Here is a 23,440-nt window from a genome sequence, read left to right as displayed (position 1 = left end):
CGACGACCATTTCTACCTGCTCGGCCCCGCCGGCGGCCTCCGCCTGCCCAATTTCGCCATGCCGCCGCTGATGAACAATCACGGCAATTTCGTCGGCTCCCTGGGCAATGTCTGCCGCTTCCTCGCCACCAGGGCCGAGGCGCTGGGGGTGGAGATCTATCCCGGCTTCGCCGCCGACGAGATCCTTTATGACGACAAGGGCGCGGTGGCCGGCATCGCCACCGGCGACATGGGCGTCGACAAGAACGGCGTGCCCAAGGGCGAGTTCACCCGCGGCATGGAATTGCGCGGGCGCTACACCGTGTTCGCCGAGGGTGCGCGCGGCCATCTCACCAAGCAGCTCATCGCCAGATACGGCCTCGACGCCGGCCGCGACGTGCCGAAATTCGGCATCGGGCTGAAGGAGCTGTGGAAGGTGAAGCCGGAGAAGCACAAGCCCGGCCTGGTGCAGCACGGCTTCGGCTGGCCGCTGGACGGCAAGACCGGCGGCGGCGCCTTCCTCTACCATATGGAGGATGAGCAGGTGATGGTGGGCTTCGTGGTCCACCTCAACTACCAGAACCCCTGGCTGTCGCCCTTCGACGAGTTCCAGCGCTTCAAGACCCACCCCTTCTTCAAGGACACGTTCGAGGGCGGCAAGCGCATCGCCTATGGCGCCCGCGCCCTCTCGGAAGGCGGCTACCAGAGCGTGCCCAAGCTGAGCTTCCCCGGCGGCGTGCTGGTGGGCTGCGCGGCGGGCTTCGTGAACGTGCCGCGCATCAAGGGCAGCCATAATGCGGTGCTCTCGGGGATCCTGGCCGCCGACCACCTCGCCGGGGCGCTGGCCGAGGATCGCGGCCACGACGAGCTTGCGAGCTACGAGGCGGCGTGGCGCTCCTCCGCCATCGGCGCGGACCTGAAGAAGGTGCGCAATGTGAAGCCGCTGTGGTCGAAGCTCGGCACCTTCATCGGCATTCCGCTCGGCGCGCTGGACATGTGGACCAACACGCTGGGCTTCTCCCTGTTCGGCACCCTGAAGCACGGCAAGACCGACGCCGCCTCCCTGAAGCCGGCCAAGGAGTGCAAGAAGATCACCTATCCCAGGCCGGATGGCGTGCTCACCTTCGACAAGCTGTCCTCGGTGTTCCTGTCGAACACCAACCACGAAGAGAACCAGCAGGTGCATCTGGTGGTGAAGGACATGGCTTTGCAGAAGGCGTCGGAGCACGACATCTATGCCGGCCCGTCCAACCGCTACTGCCCGGCGGGGGTCTATGAATGGATCGAGGAGGGGGCGGATGCGCCGCGCTTCCAGATCAACGCGCAGAACTGCGTGCACTGCAAGACCTGCGACATCAAGGACCCCAACCAGAACATCACCTGGACCGCCCCCGAGGGCGGCGGCGGACCCAACTATCCGAACATGTGATCGGTGCGTCAAAACAGTGATCGGCGTGAGGCCGTCTTCTTCCTCCGGCTCCGCAGGTACATCAGATGCGGCGGCCTCCTGACGAGGGAACATGACCGCATGGGTGTCACCATCAGTCTCGGCAGTAGCTTCGTCCTGCACGACCGCCACCTCGTCCTCTGGGCAGACATAGCCCCGCTCCACCCTCAACCGCCCGTCCTGCGCGATGCTTACGAAGGCACCGGGGAAGGCGATCGTTTGCCCCACCCTTCGAAACGGGCACGACGCGCCAATTGCGGACATGCTCCGGCCGCCGCAAATCAAACTCTGACACCCTCGCTTTAGGACGCTCTTTCGGAGCGCCCATTAGAATCAGTGAAGCGACCTGTCAGCGGGCTTCAGCAAGCGCGATGGCGTCCGCACCTGCCGGGAATCTGAGTTGTCCTGTCTTATCGTGGACGGCGGCCCAAATGGCCTCCGCGACATCTCTTTCGCGCGTCGTCAGCGCCGGCTGTGCGAAGGTTGCGAGGATCGGCCGGGCGAACTCGGCATACTCACCGGGCAGCAGGTCCTGAACCGGGATAATGGCATTCGCACCAAACCGCGTTGTTGGGGCATAGCCCGGCTCGACGAGCTTCACCCCGACGCCGAAATAGCCCAGCTCATGCGCGAGAGAAGCGCTGAAGCCCTCGGCCGCCTGCTTGGACGCCGTATAGGCGGCGGCGAGCGGGAAGTCGCCAAGCGTCACGCTCGACGTCACGTTGACGATCATACCTGACCGACGCTGCCGCATCTGCGGGATGATCGCCCGACACATCGCCATGACACCGATCGCATTCGTCTCAACGAGTTGGCGAATGAGTGACATCGGCATTGCTTCAAAGGCGCCGACACCGCCAACCCCCGCATTGTTGACCAGAACGTCGATCGGGCCAGCCCCATCGATCAGAGCTGCGATGCTCTGCTCACAGGTAACGTCCAGCGGCATCACGCGCAGGCGGTCGGTCGGAGCCTCGAAAATTTCCGGATCCGGGCGCCGCATTGATGCAATGACATTCCACCCACACCGCAGGAAGTGCTCTGCCGTCGCCTTGCCATAGCCCGAAGAGGTGCCGGTGATGAGGATCGTCTTGCTCACGGTCTGTCTCCTTACGTTCGATGAAAGGAAGATGGACGAGACCGAGTAGACGATACATAATTAAAGCGCCAAAAATATTTATGGATCGTCCGGAAATGGACCCCTTGAGTGACACCATCAGCCTGCTCCGGCCCAAGGCCGCCGTATCGAAGCCGATTTCCGGGCGCGGCCAATGGGGAGTGCGGTACAAGGCCCATGATGCTCCGGGATTCACCATCGTGTTGGCGGGAGAAGCATGGCTGGCCTTTGAAAGCAAAACGCCCATCCAGATTGCCAAAGGCGACTTCATTCTCCTTCCCACTACGCCTGCGTTTGCCCTGAGCAGCCAGCCCGGGGCAGCCTGCGTGCCCGTAGAACCAAGGAACGAAGCTGTCCGCCACGGCGAGCAGGATGGTGACGCCGACTTCGCCGCGCTGGGTGGCAGCTTCACATTTGACAGAGTGAATGCCGCCCTGCTGCTGAAGCTGCTGCCTGATCTCATCCACATCCCGGCTTCCGAAGGCAGGGCGACACGCTTTGGTCGCTTCATTGATCTTCTTTCCGAAGAATGCGCCACCGATTATCCGGGACGGGAATTGATCATTGAACGGCTGCTGGAGGCCATGCTGGTCGAGGCGCTCCGCTGGCGCGGGAGCGGGGCAGCGGCCGTGTCCGAAGGCCTGCTTCGCGGCTTGGGCGATCCTGCAATCGCACGTGCGCTCCAGGCCATGCACGGCGATGTGCGTGCGAACTGGACCGTCACTCGCCTGGCCGGTATCGCGGGTATGTCCCGCTCTAGCTTTTCGGCACGGTTCAGCGAGTTGTTGGGGTGCGCCCCGATCGAGTACCTGACGCGATGGCGCATGGCGATTGCCAAGACGGCCCTTACAGGCGGGGCTAAGACGCTTGATCGGATCGCGGCTGAAATCGGCTATGAGTCTGCCAGTGCCTTCAGCACGGCATTTCGCAAGCGGCTCGGCTGTCCGCCGGGACAATTTGCACGAGACGCAGCTTGGTCACCATAGTCTCTGCTGCGCCAAAGAGCAGTCGATGGCGTGCCGCCAAGAACCAGACATTGGCTTGATCTCTGAAGAAAAGCGATGTCTAGCAACGGACGACTCCAGCCATCCTGGGGGTAGAATGGATGGTTCCCCCGGGCGGCGGCCTGGGCCGTGTGACGAAGATCGACAAGCTCCCGGTCAATTTGACGATGGACGCCTATTACAACGTCGTCCGCCCGGACCTCGCCGCTCCATGGCAATTGCGCACGCAGATGACCTTCATCTTCTGAGACGTGAGATCCGGCCCGCCACCTTCGGTTGCTCGGAAGCCGCCTTCAAGGTGACGGCCAGGCCGTTCTACGAAACGCCGCGGCCGAACCGCGCTGCTTCTTAGCCTGACCGCCGGTTGGGAGGGGAGCCTCCTGGAGGGGGCAGAGTGGTCTGAAGCGGGCATGAGGGGCGCCCACGAGGGCCAAATGCACCGTTTTATTTCGCCTCCCATGAGGAAAACGCCTCAGTGAACGCGCCGCTCGCAAGTCCAAGACCGGCTCGAATGGCGTGCGATCGGGGGGGGGCAATTGTAGGCGGCTATCGGCGGTCCGCAGTTCCACCACCGGCAACGGTGGCCCAGAAGGCCTCGGCGGTGCTCGAAAGGCGCGTGCGCGGGCGGAAGAGCTGGATCTCTATGGTGATGTCCCATGTGGTGTCGCCGGCGCGGACGAGCGTGCCCTGCGCCAATTCCTCGCCGATGAGGCTCTTCGGGAGAAAGGCGAGCCCTCGTCCCTCCACCGCCATGGTTACCAGCAGCTTGGCCACATGGGACTCGAAACAGGGCCGGAGGAAAGCCCTTTCCGGCGCGCCCTCGCGCACCGCCGCGATGATGCGGCCCATGCCGGATTCCGGCCGGTAGGAGAGATAGGGCAGGGCGTGCTCCTCCGTGCCCGGCAAAGCGAAGGACGGGCCGCCGCCCTCTCCCGTCGGAGCCGAGACGGGGATGAGCACGTCCACACCCACGGGATGGGACAGGAACTGGCGCGGCGTCAGCAGCGTATCGGCGGCCGGGTGGTGGTGGGCCAGCAGGAACTGCGCCTGCCCCTGCAGCATCAGGCGCTCGCAGGCCACCATGTGATTGGCCACGAGATGGATGTTGGCGACGAACGGCAGCCGGTGCTCGACGGTGCGCAGCCAGCCGGGAAAGAAGGTTAGCGCCAGCGCATTGGTGGCGGCGAATTGCAACTGCTCGATGCTCCCGCTCGCCTGCTCACGGGCGATGGAGCGGCCGACCGCGAGGCGCCGCAGCACATCCTCCGCCGTCTGCCGGAAGCTGTCCCCGGCGGGCGTCAGCTCCACCTTGTGGGTGGTGCGGAAGAAGAGCGGCGTGCCCACCCATTCCTCCAGCGCGCGGATCCGCCGGCTCAGTGCCGGCTGGGTGATGTGCCGCTCCTCCGCGGCGCGGGAGAAGCTGCCGGACCCGGACACGGCGAGGAAGTCCTCCAGCCACGCGATCTCCATGGGGTCACCTCCGCTTCCTGCCATCATCGCGGCGTTGTCGCCGTCATATCCCGGATCGTGATGCGCGGGGCGCATAACGATATAGCCAGCCGGCATTGGATGTGACCCCGCCTCCTTCGCCATGCTTCACGCGACAACCGTCACGAAGGGAGCGAGCATGGCAGGGCCCCGCACGCTGTACGACAAGATCGTGGACGCCCACACGGTGCGGGCGCTCGACGACAAGGGGCGGGTGCTGCTCTATGTGGATCGCACCATCCTCAACGAATACACCAGCCCCCAGGCCTTCAGCGGCCTGCGCGAGAGGGGATGCAAGGTGTGGAACCCCGCCGCCGCGCTGATGGTGGTGGACCACGTCAACCCCACGACCCCTCGCCGCACGGCGGACATGCCCGATGCCGGAGCGGCGCGGCAGGCCGCCTATTTTGCGCAGAACGCCCGCGACTTCGGCATCGAGCTGATCGACGTGCTGGACCCGCGCCAAGGCATCGAGCACGTGGTGGCGCCCGAGCAGGGGCTGGTGCTGCCCGGCATGGTGGTGGCGGCCGGCGACAGCCACACCACCTCCTATGCCGCGCTTGGCGCGCTCGGCTTCGGCATCGGCACCTCGGACATCGAGCACTATCTGGCGACGCAGACACTCGTCTACCGCCGTCTGAAAACCATGCGCATCACCCTTCATGGCGTGCCGGGTCTCGGCGTCACCGCCAAGGACATGGTGATGGAGGTGATCCGCCGCATCGGCGCCGACGGGGCTGTGGGGCACGCGGTGGAGTTCGACGGCCCAGCGCTGTCCGCCCTCTCGGTGGAGGAGCGCATGACCCTCGCCAACATGATTGTGGAGGCCGGTGCACGCGGCGCGGTCATGACGCCAGACACCAAGGTGTTCCGCTACATCGAGGGCCGTCCTCGCGCCCCTCGCGGACCATTGTGGGACCGCGCTCTGGCTGCCTGGACGGTCCTTACCTCCGACCCCGGCGCCCGCTTCGACAGGAGCTTCGCCCTCGACGTGGGAGAGGTTGCCCCCATGGTCACCTGGGGCACGAGCCCGGACCAGGCGGCGCCGGTGGCAGGGCGTGTCCCGGCGCCCGAGGCGGAGGGTGATGCCGCCCGGCGGTGCGCGGCCGAGCGGGCGCTGGCCTACATGGACCTGCGGCCCGGCACGCCGCTCGATGCCATACCCATCAGCCACGCCTTCATCGGCTCCTGCACCAATGCACGCATCGAGGACCTGCGCGATGCGGCCCGGGTGCTTGCTGGCCGCACGGTGGCGCCGGGTGTGCGCGCCATCGTCGTGCCGGGCTCCACCGCCGTGCGGGCGCAGGCGGAGGCGGAGGGCGTGGCCGAAATCTTCCGGCAGGCGGGCTTCGAATGGCGCCAGTCCGGCTGCTCCATGTGCCTCGCCATGAACGACGACGTACTGGCACCGGGCGACCGCTGCGCCTCCTCCACCAACCGCAATTTCGAAGGCCGCCAGGGCGCGGGCGCGCGCACCCATCTCATGAGCCCCGCCATGGTGGCGGCGGCCGCAGTCACCGGCCGCATCACCGACGTCCGCCGCCTCGCGGCACCCGCCAGAAAGCCCGAGCCATGCAGCCTTTCGTGACAGTGGAAGGCGCCGCAGCGCCCTTCCTTCTGCCCAATTTGGACACGGACGTCATCATGCCGAAGACGTTCCTGAAGGGGATCGACCGCGCCGGCCTCGACCGGGGCGTGTTCAACCTGCTGCGCTTCGGGGCCGGCGGCGCGCCGGAGCCGGATTTCATCCTCAACCGGCCGGGCTACGAGGAGGCGCGCTTTCTTGTGGTCGGCCCCAATTTCGGCTGCGGCTCCAGCCGCGAACATGCGGTTTGGGGCCTCGCGCAGCTCGGCATCCGCGCGCTGATCGGTACCTCCTTTGCCGGCATCTTCGACGACAACTGCCGCAACAACGGTCTGCTCACCATCAGCCTCGATCCAGCCGTGGTGGCGCGCATCGCCGCGGTGGTGGCGCAGCCAGAGACCAACCGCCTGCACATCGATCTACCGGCCGAGGTCGTGACGCTGGCTGCCACGGGCGAGGCCGCCGCGTTTGAGATCGAGCCGTTGCGCAAGGAGGCGCTGCTGCGCGGCCTCGATGCGGTGGGAACGACGCTGGCGGAGGCCGACGCCATCCGCGCGTTCGAGGTCCGCCATCGCGCCGAGAACCCCTGGCTCGCCTGAGCCGTCCCATCCGCCGCCGCCTGCCCGACGGGCCACCCGCGTGGCCCGAACGAGAAAACACGCCCATCCCAGGAGGGAACCATGTCCGACGCCATCGCCGCCGAAATCCGCACCCCCGAGGAGGCTACCCCCATGCGGCGCGGGCTAGCCATCGGCCCCCTACCCTGGCCGGTCTATGTCGGCGCGGCCCTCGTAACAGCATTCGCAGTGTGGAGCGGGCGCCTGCCCAACGACGTCATCGGCGGCCTCTCCGTCCTGATGCTGCTCGGCTTCCTGCTCGGCAAGCTGGGCCAGACGATCCCGGTGCTGAAGCAGATCGGCGGCACCGCCATCCTGTGCCTGTTCGTGCCCTCCGCCATCGTCGGCTACGGGCTGATGCCCGAGGCGGCGATGAAGGCCATCGCCACCACCTTCAAGACCGCGAACTTCCAGTATTTCTTCATCGCCTGCCTGGTCGCCGGCTCCATCCTTGGCATGCCGCACAAGGTGCTGGTGCAAGGCTTCATGCGCATGTTCGTGCCGCTGGCCGTGGGCACGCTCGCGGCGGTCGCGGCAGGCATCCTCGTCGGCCTCGCCTTCGGTCACAGCCCCAAGGAGACCTTCTTCTTCATCATCGTCCCCATCGTCGGCGGCGGGCTGGCCGAGGGGGTGCTGCCGCTCTCCATCGGCTATTCGGAAATGCTCGGCCGACCCCAGGGTGAACTCGTCGCGCAGATGGTGCCGGCGGCGCTCATGGGCAATGTGGTGGCCATCATCGGCGCCGGCCTTTTGGCCCGGCTGGGAGAGGCGCGGCCCGGGCTCAGCGGCAACGGCATTCTGGTGCGCACGGGGGACGACGACCTCTTGCAGCAGGAGGGACCGGCCGGCGCCATTGAGCTGCCGCTGCTCGGTTGCGGGATCGTCCTGTCCTGCGCGCTCTTCATCCTCGGCACGGTGCTCGCGCCGCACACCGGCATTCCCGGGCCGATCCTGATGATCCTCGCGGCCACCGCCCTCAAGCTGTCGCGGCTGCTACCGTCGGAGATGGAGCGCGGCGCCTACCAGATCAACCGTTTCATGTCGACGAACCTCACCTTTGCCATTCTCGTCGCCATGGGCGCCATGCTGGTCTCCTGGCAGCAACTGGTGGCCTCCTTCACCCTCGGATACATCCTCATCTGCGCCGCCTCGGTGATTGCGATGATCACGTCCGGTTTCTTCGTGGGCCGCTGGCTCAACATGTTCCCGGTGGAGGCGGCCATCGTCACGGCCTGCCACTCGGGCCTCGGGGGCACCGGCGACGTGGCCATTCTCGGCGCCTCCAACCGCATGGGACTGATGGCCTTCGCCCAGATCGCCACGCGGGTGGGCGGGGCCATCATGATCGTCATCGCGACGCTGCTGATGAAGGTCCTCTACTGACCCGCCTGCCCGAAGCAGAACCAGGGAGCAAACTCCGATGACCACTCGCACCAACGCGCCTGAAACCAGGCCGGACCGCCTGTCGCGCCGAAATCTCCTCTCCACCGGCGCCTCGATTGCCGGCATGGTGGGCGCCGGCCTCCTGCCGCGGACAGCCTTCTCCACAGAGACCGGACCCATGGACGACACCGGCATTACCAGGCTCCTTCCCGGCTTCCGCCAGCAGCGCATCAAGACCTCGGGCGCCGAGATCAACACCGTGGTTGGCGGCAGCGGACCGCCGCTCCTGCTGCTGCATGGTCATCCGCAGACGATGGTCTGCTGGCACAAGGTGGCGCCGGCGCTGGCAGGTAATTTCACCGTTGTCATCACCGACCTGCGCGGTTACGGCGACAGTTCGAAGCCCGACGGCGGGCCGGATCACGCGGGCTATTCCAAGCGGGAAATGGCACGCGACCAGATGGAGGTGATGCGGCAGCTCGGCTTTCCCCGCTTCGCCGCGGTCGGGCACGACCGCGGCGGGCGCGTGCTGCACCGCCTGCTGCTCGACCATCCCGATGCCGTGACGAAGGCTGCAGTGCTCGACATCGCCCCCACCGCTACCATGTACGCCAAGGTGACGAAGGATTTCGCGACCCGCTATATGTGGTGGTTCTTCCTCATCCAGCCGGCGCCGCTGCCTGAGACGCTGATCGGCAACAATCTCGACTTCTATGTCGAGACCCACATCGCCAAGCAGAACAAGACGCCCGGCGCTATCGATCCCGCCGCCTTTGCCGAGTATCGGCGGTGCTATACGCGCGAGACCCTGCACGCCGTTTGCGAGGACTATCGCGCATCGGCCGGGATCGACCTTGCGCATGATGCGGCGGACGCGGACGCGAAAATTGCCGTTCCCCTCCTCGCGCTGTGGGGCGCGAAGGGAGTGGTGGGTTCCACCTACGATGTGCTTGCCACCTGGCGCGAGAAGGCTCTGGACGTGCGCGGCGGCAGCCTGCCTTGCGGCCACTATTTGCCGGAGGAGGCACCGGGCGAACTGCTCGCCCAGCTCAGAGGCTTCCTAGCCTGACACCCATGTCGGCCCAAGTCCAAGGCTATGGAGTGGGGGACCCCCATAGCGGACGCGCTGGATGTCGGTCTCGGGTCAGCGGCACCGGCAACCACTCGATCGCGGGTGCCAAAGGTCAGGTCTCCGTTTGCTCCGATAGGCTCAAGGCATCGTCGACCTCGATCCCGAGATACCGCACGGTGCTTTCGAGCTTGGTATGGCCGGGCAGGAGTTGGCAGGCACGGAGATTTCCGGTTCTCTTTTAGAAGATGGAGACTTTTGTTCGTCGCAGACTGTGCGTGCCGTAATCCGTTGGATTGAGGCCGATCAGGCTGACCCCATTGGTCGACGAGACGTCCGTACTGCCTGGTGGTGACGTGTCCTCCACTATGGCTGCGGCTCGGCCAATGCCAGTCGCTTCCCTTTGCGCGCCAGATCACGGGGCTATCGGGTTACGGAGGTGGCAGCGCGGCTGGGGATCAGAAAATACTCGCTCTACGAGTGGAGGAAGCGATACGCGAAGCCGGCTGCGGCCCGCGATGACGAGCAGGCCGCTGAGGTCCGCCGGCTGAAGCGCGAACTGCAGCAGGTGACGGAGGAGCGCGACATCCTAAAAGAAACGCCCGCGTACTTCGCCAAGGACGCAAAGTGAAATACGCGTTCATCGCTGAGCATCGCATCACGATCTGGAGCCCTCGACGAGCCGCCGCGGCAACAGCCACGACAACGCGGTGGCCGAGAGCTTCTTCAATCTGCTCAAGCGCGAGCGGATCCGGCGCAGGGTCTACAGCACGCGGGATGAAGCGCGAGCCGACGTGTTCGACTACATCGAGATGTTCTACAATCCGACCCGCAAGCACGCGCGGAACGGCATGCTGTCGCCCGTCGAGTTCGAACGCCAGCACAAAGCGAAAGCACAGGGCGTCTAGATAACTAGGGGCGGTTCAGCCCTCGATCAAGCCGGTTCCCACAAGCGCCGTCACGCCAGCCATTCCAAGACACTGATTCGTCGATTGAGTTGGGCCGATCACTTGAAGGGGCTACCCACTGGGCGGCCCCTTTTTGCATTCCGAAAGGGCGGTAGAGTCCCGCCCCGTCCGAGCCAATCCCATAGAAGCCACTGTCAAACAGTGGGGTTGGTGGTGGGATTGAGCCCTACAGTCTTCAAAATTCTTCAATAATATCAATAATATACAGGAAATAAATGGCGGAGAAATAAATGGCGGAGACGGAGGGATTCGAACCCTCGAGACCCTTTTGGGGGTCTGCTCATTTAGCAAACGAGTGCCTTCAGCCTCTCGGCCACGTCTCCAGCACGCCCCTCCTATGCCGAACCGCCGCGGCCTTGGCAAGGCATCCGGCGCGGTATCCCTCCGGAAATGTGACGCCCGCGCGAATGATCCAGCCCTGACGTGCGACGCGGGGCCGGTGCAAGGCCGGCCCCGCCGCGATCAGAGCGCAGCCTGGCGCCGCGCGGCCACAGGGGTAGCGTGGGTCGCGACATTGGCCGTGGAACGCATCGTGGACCGGCTGGCAGCAACCCCGGCAGCAAGGCCTGCCGCTACGTCAGACCAGTCCTTGGGGTGGGCGGCGCGGACCAGGGTGAGCGAGGGATAGAACGCAGTAGTGCCGGCCTCCCGACCCCAGCACCAATGCGCCGTGGGACCGATGGCGACGAGGCCCGGCCGGGCCCGTGCCCCGGCGAGATGGGCCACGGGCCCCTCCCCTGTGACCACCATGTCGAGGTGCTGGATGAGAGCCGCCGTATCGGTGAAACTGCCGTCCACGTCCCAGCCCGGCCCAAGGCGGGTTACCTGCCCGCCGAACCGGGTGGCGGCCAGCTCCGCTTCCGCCTCTCCGCGCGTTTCGAGACTCACCAACGCGACGCCCTCAAGCGAGGCCAGGGCAGAGAAGGCGGAAAGCAGGGCGAGATCGCCGTTCCAGGCGATCCCCACCGCGAACCCCTCGGGCCGCATTTCCCGCCAACGAGCGATGCGCGCGGGATCGGCAAGGAGGTAGGGCGGCTGCGGCCACCCCTGCGGATCCTGCGCCATGAGCCGCGGCAGGCTGCCGAGGGGCGCCCAGCGCAGGTTTGCGTCGCGCACGTCCACGCCGGCAAGGTCGCTGGCCACCGGAATGCGTGCGTCGATGCGCGAGAGCAGCGGCACATGGCCGGCCTCCGCCAGCAGGCGCGCGGGAATCCTCCGGTCGGCCAAAAGGCGCAGCAGGCGGCCGAACAGGATCAGGTCGGCAAGCTCGCCCTCCGCCGTCACGATCAGCAGCGACGGCATCTCCGCCCCGTCCCAATGGGGCAGAGGCAGCGGCTTTTGCGCGGACGCGTCGCTGGTCGCGCTGGCATCAAGGCCGGTCCAGCCCTCCTGCCAGCGTCCTTCGGCGAGGGCATCGAGAGCCCTCAGGCGCAGGGATTCAGGGGTTGGCGGCTCGCGGCCGACCGCATCCGGCTCGGGCGCGGCGAATTCCGCCACCGGAAGGCTTTCGACGTCGGGGTGGACAGCGTCCGGTGGCAGATCCGGTTCCGAGCCGGAGCGAACAACGTCCAAAGCTGGCGGGCTGGGATCGAACGCCGGCGGCTCGGCGGCGGGAATGGCTGAAGCAAGGTCGGGCGACGGCTCAGCCGGCTCGGTGGCGGGCGCTGCCTCGTCGGCTGGCGCGGCAGCCAAGGTTCCGTCGAGATCGGCGGAGGCGTGTTGAGCGTCGGCCGGCTCCAGCCCCTGTTGAGTCGCCTCCGCATCGGGCGCCGGATCACTCGGGACCGATGGGCTTTCGGCCGCGCCCAATTCGCGCTCGATGCGCGCCAATGCCAGCTGGAAGGCTGGCCGGTCCGGATCCGCAGCCAGCGCTACGCGGAACGCGTTGCGTGCGGCGGGGAGGTCTCCGGCGGCCCGGAAGGTCTGGCCGACCAGAAAATGCGCATCCGCCGAATCCGGCTTGAGCTGGAGGGCGGCCATGGCCGCCTGCGCGGCCTCGGCGCTGCGGCCCAAATCGTGCAGCAGCGCACCCTTGGCCAGGAAATGGGCGTGCTCCCTGGGCTGGAGTTCGGCCAGTCGGGTGAAATCGGCCAGCGCTTCGGCGCTCTGGCCCAGGCGCACCCGCACCTTCGCCCGATTGACGAGGGCTTCCACCGCGCGGGGATCAAGGGTCAGCGCGGTGTCAAAATGCGCCACCGCCTCGGCGTTGCGGCCGAGATTTGCGAGCATGTTGCCGGCGAGATAGCGCGCCTCCACCAGGCCCGGATCAAGCTTGGTGGCCGCCGCGAAGGCGGCGAGCGCGCGTTCCCATTTGTGTTCGGCCTGAAGCGTGGCGCCGAACAGCACATGGGCATGGGGATTGCGGGGGTGGCCAAGCTTGGCCCGGCGGGCGGCGGCGTGGGCCTCCTTGACCCGCCCGGCCTGCAGCTGAGCGAAGACGTAGAGGCGTTCCACTTCGAACACCCCAGGCCGCGCCTTCAGGAGGCGGCTGTAGATTTCGAGCGCCTCGTCGAGGCGCCCCTCCCGATGCAATGTGGTGGCGCGGGATAATGCGGCGCGCTCGTCCTCGGCCATGGGCGCTCCTTGCCGCGGAATCAGTCGACACCACCCTTATAGCATTGCCGGCTTACGCGGTGTTTGACGGCAGACCCAACGTCAGCGGGCGCGCTGGCCGAACAGCACGCTCTGGGCGTCCTTGTCCTTGGAGAGGTCCACCTTGGCCCGCTCCTCTGCATTCACGGCAAGGCCCCGCTGCACCGCCGGACGGGCCAGGACGCGCTCCAGCCACCCCTTGAGATGGGGAAACTCCTCAATGTGCTGACCCTGCCTCTCCCACAGCTTGGCCCAGCCCACGCAGGCGATGTCGGCGATGGAATAGTCGCCGGCGAGATACTCGCGGTCCTTCAGCCGGGTGTTCATCACCCCGTAGAGCCGGTGCACTTCGTTGGTATAGCGCTCAATGGCGTAGGGGATCTTTTCCGGCGCATAGATGCGGAAATGGTGTGCCTGCCCCGCCATGGGGCCAAGGCCGCCCATCTGCCAGAACAGCCACTGGTCCACTTCCACCTGGCCGCGCGCGTCGACGGGGTAGAACAGACCGGTCTTGCGGCCGAGATACTGGAGGATGGCGCCGGATTCGAACACCGAGATGGGCTGGCCGTCCGGCCCGTCCGGATCGATGATGGCCGGCATCTTGTTGTTGGGCGAGATGGCGAGGAAATCCGGCTTGAACTGGTCGCCCTTGCCGATGTTCACGAGCTTGACCTCGTAGGGCAGCCCGCACTCCTCCAGCATGATGGTGATCTTCCATCCGTTGGGGGTCGGCCAATAGAAAAGCTCGATCGGCAAAGACTGGACTGCGGCCATGATGCGCTCCCAGAGCCCGTTGCCATTTGGATCGTCTCGCGATCCTCAGGTCGATCGGGCTCTCATCTTCGTGTCAGAGGCCGGTCCCACGGCCGCAGCGTAGAGGTAGACAGGAGCCGGGCCGAGGGCAAGAGGCCCGGCCAAACCCGGCAGTGCCGGGTTCTGGCCCGGTCGGCTCTCCGGCTAGCGCCGGAAGGGTTTCGCTCGGGTGCGGCGCGGACACGGCCCAACGGTGAGGATGCGCGGTCATCACCCGTTGGGAGGAAGTGCGATCTTGAAACCCTCGTGCGAGCTGGCAAAGCCCAGCCGGCGGTAGAATCGATGGGCATCGGTACGGACCTTGTTGGAGGTTAGGGCCAAGCTCTGCGCCCCGGCCCGGCCGGCTTCGGCCATGGCGAAGCGCACCATGGCCTCGCCGATGCGGCGGCCGCGCAGCGCCTCATCCACCTGCACCGCCTCCAGAAAGGCGCGCAGGGCGCCCCGCCCCGGCAGGCTGCGTACCAGGATGAGCTGGAACGTGCCCACCACCCGGCCGTCGAGTTCGGCCGCATAGAGGCCCCCCCGCGGATCGGCGGCGATGGCGTCGAAGGCGGCACGGTAAGCGTCCAGCGCGGACGCATCGCAGGTATCGCCGTGGCCGCCGAGGGCATCGGCGGCGAACAGGGCGATCAGCGCGGGCAGGTCGTCGGATCGCGCCGGGCGGATCAGGATGCCGGCGACCGGGTCGGCAGCGGGGTCGGTCAGCGGCACAGGGGATCATCCGGCGGAAGGACGGTCATCTGCCAGTCGCTCCAGCGGTGGGGGTTCATGGCGGGCGACCACCATTTCACCGCCATTTCGAGGGTGTTCTTGTCCGGCGGCGGCAACAGCAGCATGGGCAGGCCGTTGGCGATGCCGGTAATGCGGGCGCAGCCCGTGGTCGGCCGCGATGGCGGGCGATATTGATCGGGGTACCAAACCACCACCCGCGCCCCGGGAATCGCGGCGCGCAGGCGCCCGGCCGAGAACCGGTCGTCGGCGACGAGGGTTGGCGACGTGCCGAGCTTCATGGCGACGCCGAGCTTCATCTTGTACAGCGGCTCGGCCGAGACGCAGCGCCCGCACAGCCGCGGATCGGGCCACAGGGGAACCGCAACACGCACCGCCATCACCCCCACGGCGAGGGCGGCGAGCAGGCCGAGATAGAGCTTCACCCGAGGCCGCCAGCCGCCGAGACGCTCCAGCTCCGCGAACAGATAGACCGGCAGCAGCAGCAGGAAGACGTGGAAATAGCGGTCGCGCAGGTTGGTGGTGCCCACTGCGAAGGTGGTGATGAACGTGACCACGATGCCGAGCACGATCACCGTGCGCAGCACCCGCCGGGGGGCGCCACGCGCCGGGTCGTCCGGCAGGGCTCCCTCGCCCCGGTTGAAGGGCAGGAAGACCGCCGCCATCAGGATAGCGAGGGGCAGCACGTAGCCGGCCAGCGCCGCGATGGCGGTGGCGAACACATCGTCCCAGCCCGCGCCGGTGGCGCCGATGGTCTGGGCGGTGGCGCTGGCCACATTGTGCCCGAAGTGCCAGAGCGCAAGGCCATAGATGCCGAGGGGCACCGCCGCGACGAGAAGGCTGATGAGGATGCGCCGGTCGAGGATCACCCGCCGATAGGTGGGCTCCATGAGGCAGGCAACGATGAGCACGCCAAGGAAGGCGGCGAAGCCGAACTTGCCCAGCATGCCCACCGCGATCCACGCGCCGAGCCCCGCATAAAGGCCGGTGGACGGCCTGCGGGCGAGGGCGATGACCGTGAGGAAGGCGCCGGCAATGGCCACAATCATCACGTTGGAATGGGTGAGGATGCGGTGGCTGTGATAGCCGATCACCCAGATGGCCGAGAGCGAGAAGGTGGCCAGGGCCTGCAGCCGCGGCTCCGCGATCACCCGGCGGGCGACGCGATAGACCAGCATGGCGCAGGCGAACAGCAGCGTGTAGCGCAGCACCGCGAAGGAGAGGCGATCGGTGCCCAGCACCTGCTGGAGGCCCCAAAGCAGCCAGTCGAAGAACGGCGGGTTGCGCGGGACGTAGGACAGTTCCAGCGACTGGACGAGATAGCTCTCGATGGCGTCGTCCGGATTGACGGCGATCTCGAACACGGTGGCGATGAGGGCGTGCAGCACCATGTAGATGCCGAGGATGACCGCCACACCCTCCTGACGCGCCCAGAACGGAACGTCCTTCGGCGCTGCGGCCTCGGTCTCCCGATGAAGATAGGTTGCAGTCACGGGACACTCCTGATGCGCGGGCCTCTATAGCCGCGCCCGCCAGCCGGCGCCACCTTGGGGAAAGGCTGGACCGGGGATTGGACGCCTCATCGCGGGAATCGGATCGGGTACCGTTGGGGAATGGTCACCGGGCGGCAACACTGCCGGCAACGCAGGCACGGAGCAGCGGTCGCCCTGCCCTGCCCCGATGCTTTTAAAGCGTCTCCAGCACTGCGAATCGCTCCCGCCCACCGGCGGCAAGCGCGGTGTCGGACACCTCATGCACCAGCATGTCGTCCACCCGCGCCCCGGGCGGTCCGGCGCGGCAGGCGTCCAACATGGCCTCCACCACTGCGTCCGCACCGGCGAAGACCGCCTCCACCGCCCCGTCTCGGCGGTTGCGCACGAAGCCTTTCAGGCCCTGTGCCTCGGCCGTGCGGGCGCACCAGGCGCGATAGCCGACGCCCTGCACCCGCCCGCGCAGCATCACGTGCACGTACCGCATGGCAACCTCTTGATGAAACCCGCCCGCCGTCAGTTGGCGCAACCGCCGGGCGCCTTGAGCGCCTCGAAGGTAGACATGGCGCCGACCAGGGCGAACTTGCCGTAATCGATCTTGAGGCTGCCCACGACGCCGTTGTCGTAGAGCTGCATGTTCATCACATAGGCCGGCGCGCGATCCACCCCGCCGGTCTCGAAATAGCTGATGGTGACCGGATAGAAGGTGCGGCCGGCCAGGCTGTCCTTCGCCGGGGCGGCGATACGGTTCTCGTCGGTGCTCGGGCGGCCCACCACGGCGAGGGTCTCGTAAACCTTGGCCGGGTCGTTGGCGCCATCATAGACCTTCGCCTCCAGCACACTCTCCCCGGCAGCCGCGGCGGCGAGCACCCGCTTCACATGCTCGGTGGGCAGCAGGATGTCGCCCTTCAGGTCGAGGGTGCGCGCGGCAGGCTGGGTCACGGTGACCTTGAGGGCATCGCGTCCCTGTCGCTCCACGCTGGCCTCGATCTTCTCGTCCCCATCGTCGCCAGTGGAGGTGGAGAGGAAGCGGTAGGCCTGCGCCGCCCCGTCCTCCCACGCCTTGGATGTCACCGCCTGGCGAAGCGGACTGCCCTCCCCCGTGGAGGCCAGGCTCTCCTGCCGGGTGAGCGTGGAATAGCCGGCGCAGGCGTCCCCAGTGATCTCGTACTGGATCAGCCCGTTCATCTCCTCCAGCTGGCCCGACGGCTTGGAGCCGTCGAGGGAGAGCCGGTAGGTGGCCTTGTGGGGGAGCAGTGGCACGGCCCCCGCCGAGGCCGCGCCCAGGCCGAAAACCGCGAGAACCGCAACGAAGGCGAGGCGCGAACAAAACTGCATGGTCAAAAACTCCTCCTGCGCGGCCCCGAGAGCCCGCGCCTGCGCCGCCTTACCAGCTTGCACGGGCGCTGCGGTTCGGCGAAGAGGAAGGCCCAATTGCGCACACCGTGTGGCAAAGCTCCGCACGGGACAGGAGCCCCGCATGACCTCGCCCATCGACGCGAAGCTGGCCGAACTCGGAATCACCCTGCCGACGCCGACGCCGCCGCTCGCCAATTATGTCCCCGTGGTGCGCACCGGCAACCTGCTGTTCGTTTCCGGCCAGGTTTCCATCGACGGTGCCGGCAAGATCGCGACCGGCAAGCTCGGCGCAGGAGTGGAGATCGAGGCCGGACGCGAGGCCGCCAAGCTCTGCGCCATCAACATCCTGGCCCAGGTGAAGGCCGCCATCGGCGACCTCGACAAGGTGGTGCGGGTGGTGAAGCTGGTCGCCTTCGTGAACTCCGCCCCCGATTTCCTGGACCAGCCGAAGGTGGTGAACGGCTGCTCCGACTTCTTCGTGGAAGTGCTTGGCGACAAGGGCCGCCACGCGCGCTCGGCCGTTGGCGTCGCGGCTTTGCCGTTCGACGCGGCTGTGGAAGTAGAAGCCATCGTGGAAGTGGCCTGACACCATCAGCCTCGGTCTTCGACCGATGCCAAGTGGGTACGCTCAAGCGCCGCACAAGCTTGAGGCCGAACGGCGGGACACGCGAATGGGCGACCTGAGCTGGCTGACGGCGCGTCCTGTCGCCCATCGCGGACTGCATGATGCGGCTCGGGGCATCATCGAGAATGCCGGCGCGGCGATGGATGCCGCCATCGCCGCCGGCTACGCCATCGAGCTGGACCTGCAGGCCAGCGCCGACGGCGAGGCCATGGTATTCCACGATTTCACCCTCGATCGTCTCACCGACGCCCAAGGCCCGCTGGCCAACCGCACGGCGGCGGAGCTTGGCGCCATCGCCTTCCGTGGCACCGGCGACCTGATCCTCACCCTGCCCCAGCTTCTGGAACGGGTGGCGGGGCGGGTGCCCCTCGTCATCGAGATCAAGAGCAGCTTTTCCGGCGATACCCGCCTCGCCGCCCGCGCGGCGGACCTGGTGGCGGAATACGACGGCCCGGCGGCGCTGATGTCTTTTGATCCGCAGATGCTGGAGGTGGTGCGCGCCCGCGCCCCCGGCGTGGCGCGGGGCATCGTGGCGGAAGGCCGTTACGGGCCGGAGTGGCAGCACATCAGCCCCGCGCGCGGCTTCGTCCTCGCAAACCTGCTGCACTGGCCGCGCTCGCGATTCCAGTTCGTGAACTATCGCGTTGCCGACCTCGACAAGCCGGCTGTGCGCCTCCTGCGCGCCCTCGGGATGCCGGTTCTCTCCTGGACAGTGCGGACCCAGGACCAGCGCGCCCGCGCCGCCCGCTACGCCGATCAGATCGTATTCGAGGGCTTCCGGCCCTGAAACGGGCGGGCGCCTCGCCCCCCGACCAGCGATCGCGCGCGTGGTTCTGACCCATCGCAAGGTTGCCTGCGGCGTCCTGTCGCGGTGGGCAGGGTGTGATGCAACGCACAAATTAGGGGGATGCCCGACGCCCGTATCCGCATCCTGCCAGCCCTCACCGAGATCAAGCCGACCGACTGGGACGCCTGCGCCGCCGGCGGCGCGGCACGGCCGGAGCCATTCGTGTCCCACGCCTTCCTGTCGGCGTTGGAAAGCTCGGGCTGCGCCGCCGCGCGCACCGGCTGGCTGCCGCAGCATCTGGTGGTCGACGGGCCGGACGGCACCCCTTCGGCGGTGATGCCCGCTTATCTGAAGTCCCATTCGCGCGGCGAATATGTCTTCGACCAGGGCTGGGCCGATGCCTACAACCGCGTGGGCGGTGACTATTACCCCAAGGTCCAGGTGGCGGTGCCGTTCACCCCCGTGACCGGCCGTCGCCTGCTGCTGAAGGATCCGCAGGACCCGGTGGGCCAGCCCGCCCTCGCCGCCGGCCTGAAGCAGCTGGTTCGCCTGCGCGGTGCGTCTTCCGCCCACATCACATTTGCCACCCAGGTGGAATGGGAGGGGCTGTCGCAGCTCGACTTCCTGCCGCGCACCGACCGACAGTTCCACTGGACCAATGCCGGCTATGCCACCTACGACGATTTCCTGGCAGAACTCGCCTCACGCAAGCGCAAGGCGCTGAAGAAGGAGCGGCGCGAGGCGCTGGCCGACGGCATCACCATCGAGTGGCAGACGGGCACGGATCTGACCGACGAAGCCCTCGACGCCTTCTTCATGTTCTATCTGGATACCGGCGGCCGCAAGTGGGGCACGCCCTATCTCAACCGCGAGCTATTCTCGCTGCTGGCCGAGCGCATGCCGCAGGACATCCTTCTGGTGATGGCCCGGCGCGAGGGCCGCTACATCGCCGGAGCGCTCAATTTCATCGGCGCAGAAACGCTGTACGGGCGCTATTGGGGCGCCCTGGAGCAGCACCCATTCCTGCATTTCGAAGTCTGCTACCATCAGGCTATCGACTTCGCCATCGCCCGCGGGCTCAAGGTGGTGGAGGCCGGGGCCCAGGGCGAGCACAAGCTGGCGCGCGGCTATTTGCCCGTAACCACCTATTCCGCGCACTACATCGTCAATCCCGGCCTGAAGGCGGCAGTGGCGCAGTATCTCGAGCGCGAGCGCGCCTATGTGGAGGAAGACGCCGCCGTGCTCACCGAGCTTGGCCCCTTCCGCCGCTGCCGGGAGGAAGAGCACGACTGAGGGTAATGGGACACACCTTGCGTCCCTTTTGCCAGCGTATCATCCCGCCGTTGCCCGGCCCCGTACCCGGTCGCTATAGTCCGCCCCGAAACCGGGGGTTTGCGATGACGTATTGCTGTGGGGTCCTGGTGCGGGACGGCCTTGTTCTGATTGCCGATACCCGGACCAATGCCGGCCTCGACAACATTTCCACCTTCCGCAAGCTCCACATCTTCGAGGAGCCGGGGCACCATGTGCTTGGCCTCGCCACCGCCGGCAACCTGTCGGTGTCCCAATCGGTGGTGAGCCTGCTGCGCGAGGGCGTCGAGGATCACGAAGCGGGCGAGCGCCATCAGTTGCGCGATTGCCGAACCATGTTTCAGGCCGCCCAGCTGGTGGGCACCGCCATCCGGCAGGTGCACAAGGTCAATGGCGAGCTGATGGAGCAGAGCGGCATCAGCTTCGAGGTGTCGTTCCTGCTCGGCGGCCAGATCCTCGGCGACTGCCTGCGCCTCTACATGGTCTATTCCGCCGGCAATTTCATCGAATGCACGCCGGATACGCCCTTCCTCCAGATCGGCGAACATAAATACGGCAAGCCGGTGCTCGATCGCGCAGTGTCTTATGAGATGGAAATCTCCGACGCGCTGAAATCCAGCCTCATCTCCATGGATTCCACCATGCGCTCGAACCTCGGCGTGGGCCTGCCCATCGACGTGATGGTGGTGTCGCCGGACACGCTGCGCTCCGAGCTGCTCTACCGTGTCGAGCCGGGAGAGCCTTATTTCCATGACCTGCGCGAGCGCTGGTCGGCGGCGCTGCGCTCCGCCCACGCCTCCATCCCGCGTCCGCCCTACCTGAAGGACATGCGCACCCGCCGCCTCACCGAGGTGTGACGGGAGCGCGCCGGGAGCATGCCCGGATGCGTCCGGTGCCACCGAAGCATAGAACAACGTCATGCCCGGCCTTATGCCGGGCCTCCACGCCGATCCGCTTGCGCGCAGTTTGCGCGCAGTAGCGAAAGTGACGCCCGGCCGACCCGCGAGGATGGCCGGGACAAGCCCTGCCATGACGACTTTCAAGCGCTGGAATGAAAAAGGGCGCCCCTTGGGGCGCCCTTCCTTTTTCCACGTGATTGGCTCACGCCGACCTTCGTTGCCTCTGACGCGCTCACGCCGCCTTGGGGGCGAGCTTGGCGGAGACGATCTTGTCGGGATCCTTCACCGGCTCGCCGCGCTTGATCAGGTCCACGTTCTCCATGCCGGAGATCACCTCGCCCCAGGCGGTGTACTGGCCGTCGAGGAAGCGGGCGTCGCCGAAGCAGATGAAGAACTGGCTGTCGCCGGAATCGGGGTTCTGCGCGCGCGCCATGGAGACGGTGCCGCGCACGTGGGGCTGGCGGTTGAACTCGGCCTTCAGCTTCTTGCCCGAACCGCCCATGCCGGTGCCGGTGGGATCGCCGGTCTGGGCCATGAAGCCGTCGATGACGCGGTGGAACGGCACGCCGTCATAAAAACCGGTGGACACCAGTTCCTTGATGCGCGCCACATGGCCGGGGGCGAGGTCCGCGCGGAACGCGATGGTCACCGGCCCCTTGGTGGTCTCCAGAACCAGAACTTCGTCACTCATGGGTCTCATCCTTTCGAGGCGATGCCGGAGGGTCCGGCCACCGCGTCCGCCCGGCTGTGCCGGGCTTGAGAAAGCTGCGGCGGCCGGCTGAGCCGACCGGTGCAGCGCAAATCACTTGGCGGCGTTCACTTGGCCGCGTTCACTTGGCCGCGTTCACTTGGCCGCGTTCACTTGGCCGCGTTCACTTGGCCGCTATCACTTAGCGTCCGCCGCCACCTGCATCTTCACGATGCGGTCGGGGTTGGACACCGCGCCGCTGCCGCCCGAGCCCTTCTTGACCTTGTCCACAAACTCCATGCCCGACACCACCTGGCCCACCACGGTGTACTGGTTGTTCAGGCTGGGGGTTTCGGCGAACATGATGAAGAACTGCGAGTTGGCGCTGTCGGGGTTGGAGGCCCGCGCCATGCCGACCACGCCGCGCTTGAACGGCACGGAGGAGAATTCCGCCGGCAGGTTGGGATACTTGGAGCCGCCGGTGCCGTCGCCGCGCTGGCCGTCGCCGGTCTGGGCCATGAAGCCGTCGATGACGCGGTGGAATGGCACGTTGTTGTAATAGCCCTCGCGGGTCAGGGTCTTCAGGCGCTCCACATGCTTGGGCGCAAGGTCCGGCCGCAGCTGGATCACCACGCGGCCATAGGGCGTGTCGAGGAAGAGGGTGTTCTGCGGATCGGGCTTGGTCTGCGCCTGCGCCGGCAGCGCGACGGCGAAGGCGAGCAGGGCAGCGGCGAGGAAGCCGCCCAAAAGACGCGTCATGAAGATCTCCTGCGAACGGCCCCTATGGGGCGGATAACCGTGCTTCAGCGCGGGAACTTGTCCTTGAGGCGCGCCAGCACTTCAGCCGGCACGAAAGCGGAAACGTCCCCGCCCATGGCCGCGATCTGCCGCACGAGCGTGGCGGTGATGGGGCGCACCCGCGGCGAGGCGGGCAGGAACACGGTTTGGATATGGGGAGCGAGCACCCCGTTCATGCCCGCCATCTGCATTTCATAGTCGAGGTCGGTGCCGTCGCGCAGGCCGCGGATCAGAAGGGTCGCGCCGAGCCGCTGGGCGGTGGAGGTGATGAGATCGCCGAAGGTTATGGCCTCCAGTGTCGCATTCTCCTGCGCGGCGATGGGACCGCACACCGCTGTGAGCATCTCCAGCCGCTCCTCCGCCGAGAACAGGGGCGCCTTGCCGGGATGGATGCCCACCGCCAGCACCAGCCGGTCGGCGAGGCGGCAGGCGGAGCGCACCACGTCCAGGTGGCCGTTGGTCAGCGGATCGAACGAGCCGCCATAAATGGCGGTGCGGGGCGTGTGGGCGCTCATGCTGCGCTCGTCATGGCGGGTGCTGCTCCTTGAGGCGTCCCTCTTCGGGCGTCCTTCTTGGGGCGGAAGGGGTAAAGGTCCGCACGCCCCGGCGCAACCGCCAAAGGCGGATGCAGCCGGGCGGACGAGACTGCGCCCCGGAGCGCTTTCCGCTCGCCCTGGCTCACAGAAATCGCT

23 protein-coding genes, 1 tRNA gene and 2 pseudogenes are annotated in these 23,440 nt (G+C 66.9%); 13 read left to right on the top strand and 13 right to left on the bottom strand.

Going from position 1 to position 23,440, the window contains the following annotated elements; genetic code table 11:
- Positions 1 to 1,408 (top strand): electron transfer flavoprotein-ubiquinone oxidoreductase (locus FBQ73_RS13985; RefSeq protein ID WP_138400086.1); only part of this gene is annotated, 1,408 nt, incomplete at its 5' end.
- A gap of 367 nt (positions 1,409 to 1,775) precedes the next feature.
- On the opposite strand, the gene FBQ73_RS13975 is transcribed toward FBQ73_RS13985, so the two are convergent.
- The gene (locus FBQ73_RS13975) at positions 1,776 to 2,525 is read right to left on the bottom strand and encodes an SDR family oxidoreductase (protein WP_138400085.1); all 750 of its coding nucleotides are present in this window, start codon (positions 2,523 to 2,525) and stop codon (positions 1,776 to 1,778) included.
- 95 nt (positions 2,526 to 2,620) lie between these two features.
- On the opposite strand from FBQ73_RS13975, the gene FBQ73_RS13970 reads away from it, so the two are divergent.
- Positions 2,621 to 3,529, top strand: coding sequence for an AraC family transcriptional regulator (locus FBQ73_RS13970; protein WP_138400084.1), 909 nt, complete (start codon positions 2,621 to 2,623; stop codon positions 3,527 to 3,529).
- 119 nt (positions 3,530 to 3,648) lie between these two features.
- On the top strand, positions 3,649 to 3,795 hold the full coding sequence (locus FBQ73_RS22795; RefSeq protein ID WP_170218891.1) for a hypothetical protein: 147 nt from the start codon (positions 3,649 to 3,651) through the stop codon (positions 3,793 to 3,795).
- Between the two features lie 298 nt (positions 3,796 to 4,093).
- On the opposite strand, the gene FBQ73_RS13965 is transcribed toward FBQ73_RS22795, so the two are convergent.
- A complete protein-coding gene (locus FBQ73_RS13965; protein WP_138400083.1) occupies positions 4,094 to 5,017 on the bottom strand; it encodes a LysR family transcriptional regulator in 924 nt (307 codons plus the stop codon).
- Between the two features lie 157 nt (positions 5,018 to 5,174).
- On the opposite strand from FBQ73_RS13965, the gene leuC reads away from it, so the two are divergent.
- The 4 genes from leuC to FBQ73_RS13945 all read left to right on the top strand — a co-directional run bounded on the left by leuC (position 5,175) and on the right by FBQ73_RS13945 (position 9,689).
- The gene (gene leuC / locus FBQ73_RS13960; RefSeq protein ID WP_138400082.1) at positions 5,175 to 6,623 is read left to right on the top strand and encodes a 3-isopropylmalate dehydratase large subunit; all 1,449 of its coding nucleotides are present in this window, start codon (positions 5,175 to 5,177) and stop codon (positions 6,621 to 6,623) included.
- Positions 6,608 to 7,219, top strand: a complete 612-nt coding sequence (leuD, locus tag FBQ73_RS13955; RefSeq protein ID WP_138400081.1) for a 3-isopropylmalate dehydratase small subunit — start codon at positions 6,608 to 6,610, stop codon at positions 7,217 to 7,219. The genes leuC and leuD overlap by 16 nt, the downstream gene beginning before the upstream one ends.
- 81 nt (positions 7,220 to 7,300) lie before the next feature.
- Positions 7,301 to 8,620 (top strand): 2-hydroxycarboxylate transporter family protein, encoded by a 1,320-nt coding sequence (locus FBQ73_RS13950; protein ID WP_138400080.1) that lies wholly within the window; start codon positions 7,301 to 7,303, stop codon positions 8,618 to 8,620.
- Positions 8,621 to 8,798: 178 nt separating this feature from the next.
- Positions 8,799 to 9,689 carry an alpha/beta fold hydrolase gene (locus tag FBQ73_RS13945; protein WP_138400079.1) on the top strand — a complete coding sequence of 297 codons (891 nt, stop codon included), beginning with the start codon at positions 8,799 to 8,801 and terminating at the stop codon, positions 9,687 to 9,689.
- 115 nt (positions 9,690 to 9,804) lie between these two features.
- Here FBQ73_RS13945 and FBQ73_RS23225 read toward each other — a convergent pair.
- Positions 9,805 to 10,093, bottom strand: a pseudogene (locus FBQ73_RS23225) (integrase); the annotation flags it as partial.
- 35 nt (positions 10,094 to 10,128) lie between these two features.
- Here FBQ73_RS23225 and FBQ73_RS23220 point away from each other — a divergent pair.
- Together FBQ73_RS23220 and FBQ73_RS23215 are read left to right on the top strand one after the other, a co-directional pair.
- Positions 10,129 to 10,320: a hypothetical protein gene (locus FBQ73_RS23220; RefSeq protein WP_246089703.1), complete on the top strand. Its 192-nt coding sequence runs from the start codon at positions 10,129 to 10,131 to the stop codon at positions 10,318 to 10,320.
- A gap of 28 nt (positions 10,321 to 10,348) precedes the next feature.
- A pseudogene (locus FBQ73_RS23215) lies at positions 10,349 to 10,597 on the top strand (IS3 family transposase); the annotation flags it as partial.
- A 291-nt stretch (positions 10,598 to 10,888) separates the two neighbouring features.
- Here FBQ73_RS23215 and FBQ73_RS13935 read toward each other — a convergent pair.
- The 7 genes from FBQ73_RS13935 to FBQ73_RS13905 all read right to left on the bottom strand — a co-directional run bounded on the left by FBQ73_RS13935 (position 10,889) and on the right by FBQ73_RS13905 (position 17,619).
- Positions 10,889 to 10,980, bottom strand: a tRNA-Ser gene (locus tag FBQ73_RS13935).
- Between the two features lie 139 nt (positions 10,981 to 11,119).
- Positions 11,120 to 13,231 (bottom strand): tetratricopeptide repeat protein, encoded by a 2,112-nt coding sequence (locus tag FBQ73_RS13930; RefSeq protein ID WP_138400078.1) that lies wholly within the window; start codon positions 13,229 to 13,231, stop codon positions 11,120 to 11,122.
- A gap of 81 nt (positions 13,232 to 13,312) precedes the next feature.
- A complete protein-coding gene (locus tag FBQ73_RS13925; RefSeq protein WP_138400077.1) occupies positions 13,313 to 14,023 on the bottom strand; it encodes a glutathione S-transferase N-terminal domain-containing protein in 711 nt (236 codons plus the stop codon).
- Positions 14,024 to 14,272: 249 nt separating this feature from the next.
- Positions 14,273 to 14,773, bottom strand: a complete 501-nt coding sequence (locus tag FBQ73_RS13920; RefSeq protein ID WP_246089702.1) for a GNAT family N-acetyltransferase — start codon at positions 14,771 to 14,773, stop codon at positions 14,273 to 14,275.
- A complete protein-coding gene (locus FBQ73_RS13915) occupies positions 14,764 to 16,284 on the bottom strand; it encodes an ArnT family glycosyltransferase (RefSeq protein ID WP_138400076.1) in 1,521 nt (506 codons plus the stop codon). The genes FBQ73_RS13920 and FBQ73_RS13915 overlap by 10 nt, the downstream gene beginning before the upstream one ends.
- 193 nt (positions 16,285 to 16,477) lie before the next feature.
- Positions 16,478 to 16,768 carry an acylphosphatase gene (locus FBQ73_RS13910; protein WP_138400075.1) on the bottom strand — a complete coding sequence of 97 codons (291 nt, stop codon included), beginning with the start codon at positions 16,766 to 16,768 and terminating at the stop codon, positions 16,478 to 16,480.
- 29 nt (positions 16,769 to 16,797) lie between these two features.
- Entirely contained in the window at positions 16,798 to 17,619 is an 822-nt protein-coding gene (locus tag FBQ73_RS13905) for a cell envelope integrity EipB family protein (protein WP_170218890.1), read from the bottom strand.
- A 142-nt stretch (positions 17,620 to 17,761) separates the two neighbouring features.
- Between FBQ73_RS13905 and FBQ73_RS13900 the strand changes: the two genes are divergently transcribed.
- The 4 genes from FBQ73_RS13900 (at position 17,762) to FBQ73_RS13885 (ending at position 21,220) form a co-directional block, all read left to right on the top strand.
- Positions 17,762 to 18,226: a RidA family protein gene (locus FBQ73_RS13900; protein ID WP_138400073.1), complete on the top strand. Its 465-nt coding sequence runs from the start codon at positions 17,762 to 17,764 to the stop codon at positions 18,224 to 18,226.
- Between the two features lie 85 nt (positions 18,227 to 18,311).
- Positions 18,312 to 19,052 carry a glycerophosphodiester phosphodiesterase family protein gene (locus FBQ73_RS13895; protein ID WP_138400072.1) on the top strand — a complete coding sequence of 247 codons (741 nt, stop codon included), beginning with the start codon at positions 18,312 to 18,314 and terminating at the stop codon, positions 19,050 to 19,052.
- 120 nt (positions 19,053 to 19,172) lie between these two features.
- On the top strand, positions 19,173 to 20,345 hold the full coding sequence (locus FBQ73_RS13890; RefSeq protein ID WP_138400071.1) for a GNAT family N-acetyltransferase: 1,173 nt from the start codon (positions 19,173 to 19,175) through the stop codon (positions 20,343 to 20,345).
- A 104-nt stretch (positions 20,346 to 20,449) separates the two neighbouring features.
- Positions 20,450 to 21,220 (top strand): proteasome-type protease, encoded by a 771-nt coding sequence (locus FBQ73_RS13885; RefSeq protein WP_138400070.1) that lies wholly within the window; start codon positions 20,450 to 20,452, stop codon positions 21,218 to 21,220.
- A 274-nt stretch (positions 21,221 to 21,494) separates the two neighbouring features.
- Here FBQ73_RS13885 and FBQ73_RS13880 read toward each other — a convergent pair whose 3' ends face one another.
- The 3 genes from FBQ73_RS13880 to coaD all read right to left on the bottom strand — a co-directional run bounded on the left by FBQ73_RS13880 (position 21,495) and on the right by coaD (position 23,263).
- A complete protein-coding gene (locus FBQ73_RS13880) occupies positions 21,495 to 21,953 on the bottom strand; it encodes a peptidylprolyl isomerase (RefSeq protein WP_138400069.1) in 459 nt (152 codons plus the stop codon).
- 195 nt (positions 21,954 to 22,148) lie between these two features.
- Positions 22,149 to 22,709 (bottom strand): peptidylprolyl isomerase, encoded by a 561-nt coding sequence (locus FBQ73_RS13875; RefSeq protein WP_138400068.1) that lies wholly within the window; start codon positions 22,707 to 22,709, stop codon positions 22,149 to 22,151.
- A gap of 44 nt (positions 22,710 to 22,753) precedes the next feature.
- Positions 22,754 to 23,263: a pantetheine-phosphate adenylyltransferase gene (coaD, locus tag FBQ73_RS13870; RefSeq protein WP_138400067.1), complete on the bottom strand. Its 510-nt coding sequence runs from the start codon at positions 23,261 to 23,263 to the stop codon at positions 22,754 to 22,756.
- Between the last annotated feature and the right edge of the window lie 177 nt (positions 23,264 to 23,440).

The organism is Xanthobacter autotrophicus, assembly GCF_005871085.1.
Taxonomy (GTDB): Bacteria; Pseudomonadota; Alphaproteobacteria; order Rhizobiales; family Xanthobacteraceae; genus Xanthobacter; species Xanthobacter autotrophicus.
Note: the sequence above shows the minus strand (reverse complement) of the source record. Positions and strands in the feature narration are given on the sequence as shown.

Bases quoted from the DNA above. Each gene is read 5' to 3' on its own strand.
- FBQ73_RS13970 (WP_138400084.1), top strand. From the start codon at position 2,621: ATGGACCCCTTGAGTGACACCATCAGCCTGCTCCGGCCCAAGGCCGCC.
- FBQ73_RS22795 (WP_170218891.1), top strand. From the start codon at position 3,649: ATGGTTCCCCCGGGCGGCGGCCTGGGCCGTGTGACGAAGATCGACAAG.
- FBQ73_RS13965 (WP_138400083.1), bottom strand. From the start codon at position 5,017: ATGGAGATCGCGTGGCTGGAGGACTTCCTCGCCGTGTCCGGGTCCGGC.
- leuC (WP_138400082.1), top strand. From the start codon at position 5,175: ATGGCAGGGCCCCGCACGCTGTACGACAAGATCGTGGACGCCCACACG.
- leuD (WP_138400081.1), top strand. From the start codon at position 6,608: ATGCAGCCTTTCGTGACAGTGGAAGGCGCCGCAGCGCCCTTCCTTCTG.
- FBQ73_RS13950 (WP_138400080.1), top strand. From the start codon at position 7,301: ATGTCCGACGCCATCGCCGCCGAAATCCGCACCCCCGAGGAGGCTACC.
- FBQ73_RS13945 (WP_138400079.1), top strand. From the start codon at position 8,799: ATGGACGACACCGGCATTACCAGGCTCCTTCCCGGCTTCCGCCAGCAG.
- FBQ73_RS13930 (WP_138400078.1), bottom strand. From the start codon at position 13,231: ATGGCCGAGGACGAGCGCGCCGCATTATCCCGCGCCACCACATTGCAT.
- FBQ73_RS13925 (WP_138400077.1), bottom strand. From the start codon at position 14,023: ATGGCCGCAGTCCAGTCTTTGCCGATCGAGCTTTTCTATTGGCCGACC.
- FBQ73_RS13910 (WP_138400075.1), bottom strand. From the start codon at position 16,768: ATGCGGTACGTGCACGTGATGCTGCGCGGGCGGGTGCAGGGCGTCGGC.
- FBQ73_RS13905 (WP_170218890.1), bottom strand. From the start codon at position 17,619: ATGCAGTTTTGTTCGCGCCTCGCCTTCGTTGCGGTTCTCGCGGTTTTC.
- FBQ73_RS13900 (WP_138400073.1), top strand. From the start codon at position 17,762: ATGACCTCGCCCATCGACGCGAAGCTGGCCGAACTCGGAATCACCCTG.
- FBQ73_RS13895 (WP_138400072.1), top strand. From the start codon at position 18,312: ATGGGCGACCTGAGCTGGCTGACGGCGCGTCCTGTCGCCCATCGCGGA.
- FBQ73_RS13890 (WP_138400071.1), top strand. From the start codon at position 19,173: ATGCCCGACGCCCGTATCCGCATCCTGCCAGCCCTCACCGAGATCAAG.
- FBQ73_RS13885 (WP_138400070.1), top strand. From the start codon at position 20,450: ATGACGTATTGCTGTGGGGTCCTGGTGCGGGACGGCCTTGTTCTGATT.
- FBQ73_RS13880 (WP_138400069.1), bottom strand. From the start codon at position 21,953: ATGAGTGACGAAGTTCTGGTTCTGGAGACCACCAAGGGGCCGGTGACC.
- FBQ73_RS13875 (WP_138400068.1), bottom strand. From the start codon at position 22,709: ATGACGCGTCTTTTGGGCGGCTTCCTCGCCGCTGCCCTGCTCGCCTTC.
- coaD (WP_138400067.1), bottom strand. From the start codon at position 23,263: ATGAGCGCCCACACGCCCCGCACCGCCATTTATGGCGGCTCGTTCGAT.